At 44.0% G+C, this 13,352-nt stretch carries 11 protein-coding genes; 7 read left to right on the top strand and 4 right to left on the bottom strand.

The genetic code is table 11. The features are described 5' to 3' along the window. Positions 1–102 precede the first annotated feature (102 nt). The 5 genes from HQR03_RS12630 (at position 103) to yfaE (ending at position 2,559) form a co-directional block, all read left to right on the top strand. Entirely contained in the window at positions 103–354 is a 252-nt protein-coding gene (locus HQR03_RS12630) for a type II toxin-antitoxin system Phd/YefM family antitoxin (RefSeq protein ID WP_160020840.1), read from the top strand. Then, on the top strand, positions 344–631 hold the full coding sequence (locus HQR03_RS12635; protein WP_173240380.1) for a type II toxin-antitoxin system RelE family toxin: 288 nt from the start codon (positions 344–346) through the stop codon (positions 629–631). Before HQR03_RS12630 ends, HQR03_RS12635 begins: the two co-directional genes overlap by 11 nt. Positions 632–670: 39 nt before the next feature. Next, positions 671–1,054 (top strand): hypothetical protein, encoded by a 384-nt coding sequence (locus HQR03_RS12640; RefSeq protein WP_173240381.1) that lies wholly within the window; start codon positions 671–673, stop codon positions 1,052–1,054. A 67-nt stretch (positions 1,055–1,121) separates the two neighbouring features. After that, positions 1,122–2,255, top strand: coding sequence for a class Ia ribonucleoside-diphosphate reductase subunit beta (nrdB, locus tag HQR03_RS12645; protein WP_173240382.1), 1,134 nt, complete (start codon positions 1,122–1,124; stop codon positions 2,253–2,255). Positions 2,256–2,292: 37 nt separating this feature from the next. Next, positions 2,293–2,559 (top strand): class I ribonucleotide reductase maintenance protein YfaE, encoded by a 267-nt coding sequence (yfaE, locus tag HQR03_RS12650; protein WP_025653277.1) that lies wholly within the window; start codon positions 2,293–2,295, stop codon positions 2,557–2,559. Positions 2,560–2,677: 118 nt separating this feature from the next. Here the strand turns inward: yfaE and HQR03_RS12655 are convergent, their stop codons facing one another. After that, a complete protein-coding gene (locus tag HQR03_RS12655) occupies positions 2,678–4,006 on the bottom strand; it encodes a S1C family serine protease (RefSeq protein ID WP_025653276.1) in 1,329 nt (442 codons plus the stop codon). 411 nt (positions 4,007–4,417) lie between these two features. Between HQR03_RS12655 and HQR03_RS12660 the strand changes: the two genes are divergently transcribed. Together HQR03_RS12660 and HQR03_RS12665 are read left to right on the top strand one after the other, a co-directional pair. Next, positions 4,418–5,251, top strand: a complete 834-nt coding sequence (locus tag HQR03_RS12660) for a Nif3-like dinuclear metal center hexameric protein (protein ID WP_173240385.1) — start codon at positions 4,418–4,420, stop codon at positions 5,249–5,251. A gap of 1,064 nt (positions 5,252–6,315) precedes the next feature. Next, positions 6,316–7,524: a transglycosylase SLT domain-containing protein gene (locus tag HQR03_RS12665; protein WP_025653274.1), complete on the top strand. Its 1,209-nt coding sequence runs from the start codon at positions 6,316–6,318 to the stop codon at positions 7,522–7,524. 180 nt (positions 7,525–7,704) lie between these two features. Here HQR03_RS12665 and HQR03_RS12670 read toward each other — a convergent pair whose 3' ends face one another. From HQR03_RS12670 to HQR03_RS12680, 3 genes are all read right to left on the bottom strand, one after another. Next, positions 7,705–10,716 (bottom strand): LysM peptidoglycan-binding domain-containing protein, encoded by a 3,012-nt coding sequence (locus tag HQR03_RS12670; protein ID WP_025653273.1) that lies wholly within the window; start codon positions 10,714–10,716, stop codon positions 7,705–7,707. A gap of 276 nt (positions 10,717–10,992) precedes the next feature. After that, complete coding sequence (locus HQR03_RS12675; RefSeq protein ID WP_173240383.1) at positions 10,993–11,487, bottom strand: hypothetical protein; 495 nt, start codon at positions 11,485–11,487, stop codon at positions 10,993–10,995. Positions 11,488–11,788: 301 nt separating this feature from the next. Then, positions 11,789–13,075, bottom strand: coding sequence for a CNNM domain-containing protein (locus HQR03_RS12680; protein ID WP_244952035.1), 1,287 nt, complete (start codon positions 13,073–13,075; stop codon positions 11,789–11,791). Positions 13,076–13,352 lie beyond the last annotated feature (277 nt).

Consider the following 13,352-nt stretch of genomic DNA (forward strand, 5'->3'; position numbering starts at 1 on the left):
ACATCCCAAAATATTTAAATTTAATACAATAACAAATAAAACCTAATTTTCGTGCTAAAATTAGCCCTATATTTAGAGCTTAATTTTAATGGGGAATAGGTCATGCAACCAATATTTGCGACACAAACAGCCAGTATCTCAGAGCTAAAAAACAATCCCTCTGCCTTGATTAAACAGTCAGATGGTGAGTCGATTGCTATTTTGAACCACAATAAACCCGTGGCTTACTTGGTTTCCACAGATATGTATGAGCGTATGATGGAAGCGATGGACGATATGGCATTAAGCCAAACCGTTAGCGCACGATTAAATGATGGGCAGATACCGATAAAGGTAACGTTGGATGACTTATAGTCTTGAGTTTCATCCCTTAGCATTAAAAAAATGGAAAAAGTTAGCGCCCAGTATTCAGCAGCAGTTTAAGAAAAAATTACAGCAGCGCTTATTAAATCCGCGTGTACCTGCGTCGAAACTTTCAGGACATACGGACGCCTATAAAATCAAACTACGCACCATCGGCTATCGTTTGGTATATATCGTCAAAGATGATGTCCTCGTTGTATACGTGCTAGCAGTAGGCAAAAGAGAAAATAACAAAGTATATGACGCGCTTGCGACACGCCAGCCGTAATCGACACACAGACAGAATAAAATGACGGAGGTCATAGACGTGCAATATACCGCAATCATCAAAGACGGTGGTTTGTTTATCCCTAACGTATTTTCAGACCTAAACGATGGCGGCTCGCATATCGTACAAGTAGAAGTAGACATCGAGGAAGTTCGTCAGCAATTAAGCGAAGGCGCTGTATCAACACTAGAAACACCAAAGAAAGACACCGCAAAAGCATCGAAAAAACCAATAAAGAGAATGACCAAAAAAGACGGACAGAAAGGAATACAGCAAGTGTCAGACGATGATGGCTTGAGTGCGCTGCGTAAAAGTGCTATCGATGAGCTCGAAGCATTGGATGATGGTGAGCTCAGCGAGATATTTAAAGCCTATATGAATGATGGACAGACAGCAGAGCAAATATCGTTAGAGAACTTGTAATACAATTCAGCCAAACCCAGTTAAATCCATATAAATTAATAATCGTATCACTTATAAAGGCAGTCCCATGACTTACTCAATTTTTTGCCAAACACCAAATGACGCCATGAAAGAGCCGATGTTTTTTGGTCAGCCGGTTAATGTTGCCCGCTACGACCAACAAAAGCACCCCATCTTTGAGCAATTGATTGAAAAGCAGCTGTCATTCTTTTGGCGTCCAGAAGAAGTCGATGTGTCAAAAGACCGTATGGACTACGGCAATCTGTCCTCGCATGAGCAGCATATCTTTATCAGTAACCTAAAGTACCAGACCCTACTCGACTCTATCCAAGGTCGTAGCCCAAACGTCGTGCTACTGCCGCTGGTGTCTATCCCTGAGCTGGAGACATGGATTGAGACGTGGTCATTCTCTGAGACCATTCACTCACGCAGCTATACCCATATCATTCGTAATATCGTCAACGATCCCGGTATTGTGTTTGACGATATTATGCAAAACGAGCACATTTTAGAGCGTGCTTCAGACATCGCTCAATATTATGACGAGCTGTATCGCAATTCGCAGCTGTATAGCCTGTACGGTGCTGGTACGCACAATATCAACGGTAAAGAAATCACCGTCGACTTAAAGTCACTTAAGAAGCAAATGTATCTGTGCATTATGGCGGTCAACGTCTTAGAAGCCATTCGCTTTTATGTGTCGTTTGCCTGCTCGTTTGCCTTTGCTGAGCGTAAGCTGATGGAAGGTAATGCCAAAATCATTAAACTCATCGCTCGTGATGAAGCGCTGCATTTGACTGGTACGCAGCATATGCTAAACCTCATGCGCAACGGTCGTGACGATCCCGAGATGGTCGAAATTGCCGCAGAGTGCTATGAGGAAAGCATCGAGATATTCCGCAATGCGGCTGAGCAAGAAAAAGAATGGGCAGGTTATCTGTTCAAAGACGGCTCGATGATTGGTCTGAATAAAGACATTCTGTGCCAATATATCGAATACATCACCAACTTGCGTATGGAAGCGGTGGGCTTGCCATCAGCTTTCCCGAAATCAAAATCAAATCCGATTCCTTGGATCAATACGTGGTTGTCGTCTGACAATGTACAGGTCGCACCGCAAGAAACCGAAATCAGCTCGTACTTGGTCGGTCAGATTGATTCGGACTTATCAGACAGTGATTTTGATGATTTTGAGCTTTAGGCTTTAGCAGCTTTACGCTTTTTACATAGGATTTATCATGACTTGGGTAATGACCAGTAAAAAACAATTCTATTTGCATGATAATGAGAGTCTACTCGATGGACTGCTGCGCACCGGACATGAGGTCAATTATCAGTGCAAGGAAGGCTACTGTGGTAGCTGCCGAGTCAAGCGCATTGCCAGCTCGCATACGGTCGATTACCCGTTTGCTCCGCTTGCGATGATTGAGGACGATGAGATCCTACCCTGCTGCTGCCGTGTGCAAGGGGTGATTTATATCAACCACGAACCAATCGAGAAATAACCTCTCATTTATAAAACGTTAAGATCAATAAAAAGCGCGCTATCTACATAAGATAACGCGCTTTTTTTATGCTAATAATCTTTTTGAGCCCTTGCGCCAATTATTCTGACCCAAGAAACTACTGAGCCACGCCATCTTGGTCAAACAGTTTTAGCAGCTCTTCACGCATACGGTCACGCTCGGCTTCTGACATCATGGGCGTCTCTTGTCCACCGTCTTGCATGTTGGGTTGACCAAGACCATTCATGGTCTCATCTTCGATAATAACAGGGCGCTCGACTGGCTCTTGCACAGGACGCTCCTCTAACAGTATCTTCACTTGCGCGTTTTTACCACGGCGTAATATCTGGGCATTTAGCTCAGTATTGGGTGGTTTGCGAGCGACATACTGAATCAGCGTGTTGGCATCGGTCATCTCAACGCCATCGATCGTCAGGATAATATCGCCAACGCGCAGACCACTCTTGGCAGCTGGACCTTTATCGATAACATTTAGCACTTCTACACCCGTCGAGGTTTCAAGCTGCGTCGGATCCCGAAGCTGCGACTGTATCTCAATACCTAGCCAGCCGCGACTGACCTTACCATCTTTGATCAGAGCATTCATCACTTGCTCAACTAGGGCGGTCGGGATAGCAAAACCAATGCCCATCGAGCCACCAGAGCGTGAGTAAATAGCCGTATTAATACCAACCAATTCACCGCGCGCATCAACCAGTGCGCCGCCCGAGTTACCGGGATTGATAGCGGCATCGGTTTGGATAAAGTCTTCAAACTTATTGACCCCAAGTCCAGTACGACCCGTTGCTGAAATAATCCCTTGCGTCACTGTTTGACCGACACCGAACGGATTACCAATCGCTAATGCAATGTCTCCCACTTTGATAGGTTCTTCACGGAAGCCTAAAGGTGTCAATCCAGTCATGTCGACCCGAATCACTGCCAAATCACTGTCTGGGTCGGTACCGATAAGCTTAGCGCGACTCTTACGACCATCATTAAAGGCAACGGTAATCTCATCTGCCTTTTCGATTACGTGCGCATTGGTGACGATAAAGCCGTCTTCTGACACAATCACACCCGAGCCCAAGTTGGTTGGGCCTTGATCTTGTGGCGGTCCACCATGGAACTCAAAGAAGCGGCGCAACACAGGATCATCCATATAAGGATGCTCCGCCATTGTCTGTGTCGTATAGATGTTGACCACTGACTGCGACGCACGGCTAACGGCATTATGATAAGAGGAAATAGGCGTTGGCGTATCGGCTACAGGTTCCGACGCTGCCTGCTCAGCAGCCGAGGTTCTTGGTGGCTCCCAAGTGGCTTCTGACGGCGTCTTCATACTGGTGAATAACCAGATAAACGCTGCAAGCACTAACAGTAATAAAATCCACGGTAACCATTTTAATAGAGACGTCTTGTTGTTGGTGTTCGGGGCTGGCGACATAGATAAAACCTCTATAAATTTGATACAAACAGGCAATGACCAATAAGATGAGACACTTTGTGCTAAGTAGATACTATTGAGTGGCTGGCTGTGCTTAACGGATTACAAGTATGGATTACAAGCACTGATTAAAACCTAATAATCAGGCAAACTCACGTATGCAAATTATACCCGCCCATGCCTTTAATTGGTAACGTATCGTGTACCATTTGAGTTATTAGCCTTGTCTACTCTTTGACACCAGCATGTTAAAATGATGACTATAAAAAGGCATCTGCTTTTAGTCATGATTAATCAAGCACCACATTGACCAACGAAATCAATCAATCAAATTGATAAATTGGCGCTATAAGATGAAACATGATAAAGATGAAACGCCATAACGATACAACGCCACGACAAGGAAAAATGATGACAGCCAATGATAGCTTAACTGTCCCAACCAATACAATTGTTACCGCGCAAAGCTTAGCCACTTTTTGCGACGAGTATCTGTCTGCTAGCGCCTTTCAAGACTATGCGCCAAACGGTCTACAAGTAGATGGCGGACGTCCTATTCAGCGAGTGGTCACGGGGGTGACCGCCTGTGAAGCGTTGATTGATGCCGCTATTGCTGATAATGCCGACGCTATAGTGGTGCATCATGGTTATTTTTGGAAAGGGGAACCCGCGCCCATTACGGGTATGAAAGGTCGACGTATCCGTAAATTAATGCAGCACGGCATATCGATGCTTGGCTATCACTTACCCCTAGATGCCCATCCAGTTATTGGCAACAACGCAAAACTTGCCGACTTGTTAGATATGACAATTACTGGACCTCTTTATCCTCATGAGTCGCACCCTGTTGGTAATATTGCGATTTGTGAGCCACAGAATGCTCAAAGTCTTATTGCTCAAACTACCAAGGCATTAGGGCGTATACCCTTACATATTTCGGCCAACTATAAAACCGCTACCAATACTGATGATGAGCGACCGAACGATAGGCTTATCGAGCGTGTGGGCATTTGCACAGGCGGCGCGCAAGACATGATTGAGCAAGCGGCCTTGATGGGTTGTGATGCTTTTATTTCTGGTGAAATATCCGAGCGTACCACGCATATCGCGCGTGAGCTGGGCATTGATTATTTTGCTTGTGGTCATCACGCAACTGAACGTGGTGGCATTCAAGCATTAGGCGATATCATTGCTCAGCAATTTGGACTACCAGTAACATTTATTGATATTGATAATCCAGCCTAGCTTTTACAATCAGTCATTACACTTAGTCTTAGTCTTAGTCTTAGTCTTAGTCTTAGTCTTAGTCTTAGTCATTACGATTAGTCATTATAAAGATGAGCAAAACAGTGCACTCATTCGAATAAACGATATTCAGTCTGTTACGTATGTTAATAAAACTTTAGCGAATGTAGCGATAACGAGTGGGTTTCTTACCGTCTATAGCCTAATTGTTAAGTTTTATCGCTCTTTTCTTAACTTAACTTGAATAATCTACGATATAACCGCATATTGGTACTTGAAGAAAGAACGTTTTGTCATGAAACTTCCCATTTATTACAGCTTCCGGTTATGGCACTAAAATAATGCTGGTAGTTGTTTAAGACTTTATCATGCTACATAAGTGGTAAGGCTTTAAACCGCTATCCATTGAAATACTATGCTTGCACTATATATGTTAGCAACATAGTATTTTTTTATTTTTAGTGTCGCGATGATGGTATTAAATCACCTGTTTGATAAAAAGCGATAAAAATTATCAAGCTTGGTTATTTTACTTACCCTTATTGCTGGACAAGAAACTTTAACAGCCAGCTATCCTATTACTAATGATTCAAGGTATAGCCAGCCATAAAAGTTAGCATCGTAAAAACAGATGAATGTATTTGCTTAATTAGCAAATTATTACATCAAGATTTTATGCGATGTCTTTGTCTCAATGACTTAATCATGACCTTACCTGTGTTTGACATATAGTTGTTTGGCCACTAGCCATATTTAGTTATCGATGAAGGAATCATCTGATTTATATCCTTCGCGTCGTTGTGCGTCCAGTTTCCAAAATCAATTTAAAAATAGTATTTTAGAACGCTTTGATAACGCACCGATAGCTGGCTGACGACAAACTACCCCACTAACTCTTAGAGAGAGTACGCTAGTGGCGCTATAGTCAAACAAATAGAGTGGCATTTGTCCCATTAAGAGATGCGACTTTATTTAAGAGGCAATATCGATATATGTCAATATTATGGTCATATGTTTGTATGTGTTTTTGCGGTAAGAAGGATGGCTAAAATTAGGAGACATCCATGCAGCGTATTACTTATCGTGTAAAAGTATCTGCGCAAGGGGCCAAACGCCGTATCTCATATTTACTGCGTCCGTCCAAACGCCTACTGAACACTAAAAGTAACCTCGTTACATTCGTTAACCCTGTTACCTCAAGTCGTTTTGCCAGAACCAAGAAACTGGCACAAGTCTCTAGTATCGCCCTGCTCTCTTTGCCTGCTGAGAGCTTTACCACCATGGGTGCGCAGGTGCCAGCCTATGACCATGTCATGTTGGAGAACACCTTGACCATCGCTGCTGTCCCTGGAGATAGTACTTATTTTGCGACGGACGGTTTTCAGCACGGCTTTGGTTATGATTTGGTACGTACCTATGCCGATGAGCTGGGTGTGGACGTCGATCTAAAAGCCTATGCGACTGAAGAAGCCGCACTCAAAGCGGTAAAATCAGGTAATGCTGATATGGCGTTGACGACTGCCAGCACCCAACTCAAAAGCCAGCTGAATTTGTCTTCTGTCAATGTTAGCTGCGGCTATGATGCCAGTTTGACCAAAAACGGTCTACATCCAAAAGTCAGTTGGACATTTAATTCAGCCAATGATCCGCTATCACAAAAAGCCAGTTACTTCCTATGCGACAGTATCAAGCTTCAAAACACCCAAAAGCTGGCCGCTTTTTATAATCAGAACTTGTTAAAAGATGCGTATAGCCAAGACCATTTCCAAAAAACGCTGACAGAAAAGCTGCCTGATTATCAGTCGTCTTTTGAAGAGCAAGCGCGCAACTACAATCATGATTGGGAATTGCTGGTGGCGATGGGCTATCAAGAATCACATCTTGATGCCAATGCGGTATCGCCGACTGGGGTACGCGGCATTATGATGCTGACCAATAACACTGCAAAGGCGATGGGCGTGTCTAATCGTGTCGACCCTTATGAGAGTATCGGTGGTGGTGCGCGTTATCTAGAGCAAATGAAATCAGACTTTGCCGATGTACCCAAAACCGATCGTATTTGGTTTGCACTGGCGGGCTATAATATGGGGCCGAACGCAGTAAAAAGCATTCAGCGTAAATTGAGAGCTCAGGGCATAGATGACAAAAGCTGGGCGAACGTTTATGCCTACCTTGCTGAAAATAGAGCGTCTAATAGCCGTTATGGACAAGCGATGCATTATGTCAGTAACATTAGGAGCTATCTTGAAACTATCAAGACGCAAACCGTTTAATGACCCTTCTTTTTGGTTTAATGATTCTTCTGTTTTAAAGCCTGATAGTAGAAGACTCATAGTAAAAGCTTCGTAATAAAAGCTTTTGAATAAAATACGTATAAAACTTTTCCAATAAAAAAGCTGCTCTTTTATAAGAGCAGCTTTTTTGATTTTTAACCTGTACTAAATGCGACTATATTAGCGATTTGGTACGGTTAGACGCTGACCACGCTGTAGCATGGTATCAGCTTTTATATTGTTCATATCCGCAAGCTCTTGAGTCGACACCCCATACTTACGGGCGAGACCAATCAAACTATCCCCTGAACCAACCGTATAGCTTACCGTTGCTTTAGGGACTTTGATGGTTTGGCCACGCTGTAGCTGAGCATTGGTCGCGAGATCATTGGTCGCTGCCAAATCTTCGACTGCAATACCAAACTGACGAGCCAGCGCGATTAAGCCATCGCCTGATTTGACTTTATAACTCTCAGTATTGCCCAGTTTTTTGCCACTACTGGCTGTACTGGTCGTGGTACTAGCAGCGCTGTTGCTAGTACTTTGATTACTAGTACTAGAAGTAGCTTTGGCAGGAGCACTACCGTTAGCAGGAATGGTAATCGTACGACCCAATATCAAGTTAGAGTTGGTTTTTAAGTTGTTGGCTGCTGCCAAATCGCCCAAACCAATATTGTAACGTTGAGCGACACCCGTTAAGGTATCTCCTGATTTTACTTTATAACTGACCGCCTTGTCATTTAACTGACGATCAACCAATTCCTTAGAAGCTGGAACTTTGATCGTTTGACCGCGTTGTAGACGCGCCTTAGCATCGAAGTTGCTATTCACCGCAGCCAACTCTGCCGCACTGACGCCCACACTATTGGCAATGCCGATTAAGGTATCACCTGATTTTACTTTATAGTTGGTCGTTGGTACTGAAGAGCTTGCGCTACTAGTCGAACTACTAGTACTAGTGCTGCTATTAGTAGAATTAAAATCTACGCTAGCCGGTACTTTTAACGTCTGACCCACGTATAAAGAGTTAGTAGTACCGATGTTGTTAAGACTGGCTAAGGTTTCGGTTGAGATATTAAATTGACGTGCTAAGGCAATAAGACCATCGCCTGCTTTGACTTTGTAGTTCTTAGTCGCTGTCGACGACTTGCTTGGTTTAGTCGATGGTGCAGCAGGTGTCGTTGCTGGCGCCGTGACCTTACCGGGAATCAACCACAGCTTTTGGCCTCTCAGCAAGTCAGCGCGACTGCTGAGGTTGTTATAACTTGCGAGTTGGGTCACTGATAAACCGAAACGATTGGCCGTACCAATGAGCGTGTCGCCGCTTTGTACCACATAGCTCTCAGGCTGGCTAGCAGCGCTTGTGCTACTGCTACTTATCGGCTCAATGGTTTTAGCATCATATAAATATAATGTGCTGCCAGATAGTAGCTTAGCGCTAGCATCTATTTGGTTCCATTCAGCGATGTCACGCCAGCTTACACCAGCACGAGTGGCGATGTTTGATAAGGTATCGCCGCGTTTTACGGTATAAGTGGTGCGCGCGCCTTGTGGCTTGGGCTTACTGACTGAGGTTTTTGGGAAGCTCAGTTTTTTCTCTTCGCCGCGCGCTTCTAGAATAGACTGCTGCGTCTGTACTGCAGATAAATTAATATTACCATCCGCATTGATGACGTTGGTTTCAGCCGTACTGTTACGAATTTGATTGGCAATAAAGTCACGCTCTTCTTTACTTAGCGGTGGCTCTTGGACAATGGTATTATTTTGGGTAATCTGCGCAGAGGTGGTCGGTAGACTGTTGCTACTTTTGAGCTCCGCATTGATTTTGTTGGTTTCTGCCGTGGTCAGTGGTGGCTCAGTACGCACAGCGGCATTGTTACTATAGACAGAGCTGCTCGTCGGCGTGGCTGATGGTGAGATATAACTGGTCGTTTGCTGAGGCACACTGGCGCTCGCTGCATAATCTGCAAGTGCACTACCTGTAGACGGCAATGACGTGCCGGTGGTGTACGGCTTGCTATTGTAGCTTGGCGTCGTTGGTGCATTCGGGTTAGTATTACTCGTAGCAATGACATTACTACTACCGTTCCCTCGTAATGAGCTTAATTTTGCATCAGTATTAAGGCTTACATCATTCGGAATAATGATACGCTGCGGGCCTGAGGAATCAACACGGGCTGACGTCAGCGCAGTATTCAGCCTTTCTAATTCGTCGTAACTGACGCCTGTTACTTGCGATACTTCAGCTAAGCTAACGCCATAGTTCACTGGCACACTACGGAAATGCTGACGGTTGGCAATAGCAGGCAAGTAGACACCATATTGCTCAGGTTTTGCCACAATTTCAGCCACTGCCAAAAAGCGTGGTACATAGTTCATGGTCTCAGTCGGTAATCTGAGTGACCAATAATCAGTTGGTAAACCGCGAGCCGCATTGGCATCGATTGCTTTTTGCACGCGACCAGGACCCGCGTTATAAGCGGCCAAGGCCAGCTCCCAACTACCGAACTGATTATGTAGGGCTGTCAAAAAGTCATATGCAGCGCGGGTCGATTCGATGACATCACGGCGACCGTCGTAACTACTGCTTTGATTGAGACCATAAATACGGCCCGTACTCGGAATGAACTGCCATAGGCCAGCGGCCGCGGCACTACTGGTACCACTTGGATCATAGGAGCTCTCAATCACCGGCAATAATGCAAGCTCAGTAGGGATATTACGACGCTCAGCTTCTCGTACGGTATGGTATAGATAGCGACTGGCACGTGCCGTTAAACGGTTTAGATAATCCTGTCTGCTAGTAAACCAACCTTTTTGCCCTTCGATACGTTGGTTATAAACAGGCTGACCACCATTCATGCGATAGCCTGCACGTAGGCGATTCCACAAGTCCCCGTATTGTTGAATGGCAAGTTTATTACCTTCAACCATCGTCATGTCGGTCGCTTCTAACAAATCGGCCAGCTCGTCTAAGCTCTCGGCATCTAAAAACGCCGTTGAATAATCAGCGTTCGTGCTTGGCTTAGCAGCTTGAGTGGTAGGACGTTTGGTAACCACAGCTGAGCTGTTGGTCATGCCCTTATTTTTTACCGTTGACGTATTACTACAAGCACTGATAAGTAAAGTCGATACCGCGAGCGTCAAGGGTAAGGCAATAAATGAGCGAGAGTTTGATAGCACAGTAGACATGATATTGGAAGTTTCCTAACGACAAGAATTGATAAGGTAATATTGAGGGCTAGTATAGTATGCAATGTTAAACAAAGACTAGCCTAATATAAAAGATAATAATCAGCTATTACTCTAAAAGCCACGACGACATGATAAACGTATGTAAAAATCGAACGTTTAGACGTACAGCTACTAAAACTTCGGATGATTATTATCTTTTTTATAGCTCAGCGCTGAATATAAACGATAAGCCATCACTACTGACTATAAGCATTGATTACAAGTACTAAATGCTTAGTTAATAGCGACTTGTGATACAGCACGTAGCAGAATTGCATTACCAGTAGATAGGGTCAGAGTGACGCGCGAGGTGGTAACGAATGACACATTACGACCGTCTTTTACCCAGCTCTCATTGGTGGTAACATTTGCCTTAGCTTGATTGCCAGTGATAACAACATTATCGACCGAAATATCGTAGCGATAATTGGATGTATCATTCCAGCTATTTTGTAATAGCTTTAAATAAGCGTCTTTGTCTAAGCTGGTAGATTTGCCTTTTCTTGATAATGAAATCAACGCATCATCAGAGACCAGACGCGCGACTTGATTGATGCTTTTATTATTCGCTGATGACTTCATGGCAGCTGCATAGCTTTGCACCAAATCTTCGGTCATGGTTGCCGCTTGCGCAGTGATGCTGACCGTACTTGCTACAGCAACAACTGCTGCTACACCGGCACTTTTTAGCAATAGAGCCAATAACCCTTTTCCCCATAGTCGTTTCATGATAATCCTTAGCGATACTTTTTTCGTTGTTGTCATTAATTGACGTTTGGCATTTACTTACTATTTAATTGCGCTTTGCTGTTTGTTTAAGACTGTTAACAGCATACTCGAATAGTGGCTTTAGACTATCACTCAATTCTCACAGTCATGTGACACCCTGTGTAATTCTTGCGAATATCATTTTGCTCTGAACGTCTTATACCTTTATTACCCTACAGCACTTACTACCTTAAAGCACTGACCATACGTCAACTGCACTGTCATGACTTAGAGCCCAATGTATGGGACATTAATGATAACGCTAGAGCTTACTCTCTGTGTTGCTGTCTTCATACTGCTCATCATCGCTCAGCTTCATGCCCAAACGCTCTACGCGTCTATCCATCATTTGCCGTGCTAGCGCCTGCATATCTTCAACGCGGTCTATTTCATCAACAATTTCTAGACCCAATAACGTTTCGAACACGTCTTCTAAGGTGACTAGCCCTTTTACTTCACCATATTCGCCCACGGTAATGGCAATATGGATACGATTCTTTAGCATAAGCTCTAGCAAGTCAAACAATTTCATTTTTGAAAATACAAAGGTGATATCACGTTTAAATTGAGTCAATGGCTTATGCATAGCGTGATTGACTTTCGCCAACAACATATCTGTTTTTAAGACAAAACCAGTAATATTGTCCAAGTCACCATCATAAATCGGTAGTCGTGAAAAGGTTAGTTTAGGACGATCAACCAACAATTCAGCCACGGTCTTGTTTTCTTCGAACGCCAGCATCACCGAGCGCGGCGTCATGATGTCTTCGACTTTGATAGCACCAAATGCGAGCAAATTGCGGATAATTCGAGACTCTAGTGGGTCAATTTGTCCAGACTCTTCACCAATACTAGCAAGCGCGGCAAACTCACGACGGCTAAACACATGGGTCTCTTTACCACGTACCAATAGCTTAGTCAGACGCTCCGAGAACCAAATGACTGGGTATAGCGCAACAATTATCGTGCGCACAAAGTAAGCAACTAAGCCACTCAAACGGCGCCAATACATCGTTCCCAAAGTTTTTGGAATAATTTCAGAGAATATCAAAATAGCCAAAGTCATAATGGCCGAAAAGACACCAAACCACGTACTGCCGAAGACAATCGTGGCCTGTGCACCAGCACCAATAGAGCCGAGCGTATGAGCGGCGGTATTTAGTGTCAAAATAGCAGCCAGCGACTGATCAATATTGTCAACTTTCAGGGTCTTAAGCATTTGCCCTTTTTTGGGATTGTTTTCTTGAATATCTGCAATGTATGAAGGCGTCATGCTCAGCAAAACAGACTCAGCCAGAGAGCAGATAAACGAGATGCCAATAGCGATCAGCACAAACAAGATAAGCAGCAGTACACTGGCAGCAGTCGGTTCTGCTAAGCCTTCAGCCGCCCATACCGCTTTTGGCAACATAAAAGTGGTCAATACAGTTAGCAGAGACAACGATTTTATGCCCAAGCCTAAGCGAGGGTTATGGCGCATCGTCGGGGGAGGTTCAGCAGAAGCGTCTTTACGACAAGCGCGTGGACGACACAAACGAGGTATAAACATAAAAGTGGTGGACAAGTTAGGTAACCTAAACATAAAAGAGAAAAAGGAATCGGGAGATAGAATAAGCAAACCACATCGGACAACAAACCATCTATGATAAATCTAAACCGTACTTATAAATGGTCAATTAATGCAGCTTTCTTATCCTCTATTAGCACTTATTATATAGGGCGTGTTGAACATTCACAAATAGGCACTGCTGATTGCTAAAATGGTTTCATACAAGGCGCAAGTCGACGATAATGTTAACACCTTAGCTAGACTTGCAACGCAGTAT

Origin of the sequence: Psychrobacter okhotskensis, from assembly GCF_013248965.1 — a bacterium.
GTDB classification, from domain to species: Bacteria; Pseudomonadota; Gammaproteobacteria; order Pseudomonadales; family Moraxellaceae; genus Psychrobacter; species Psychrobacter okhotskensis.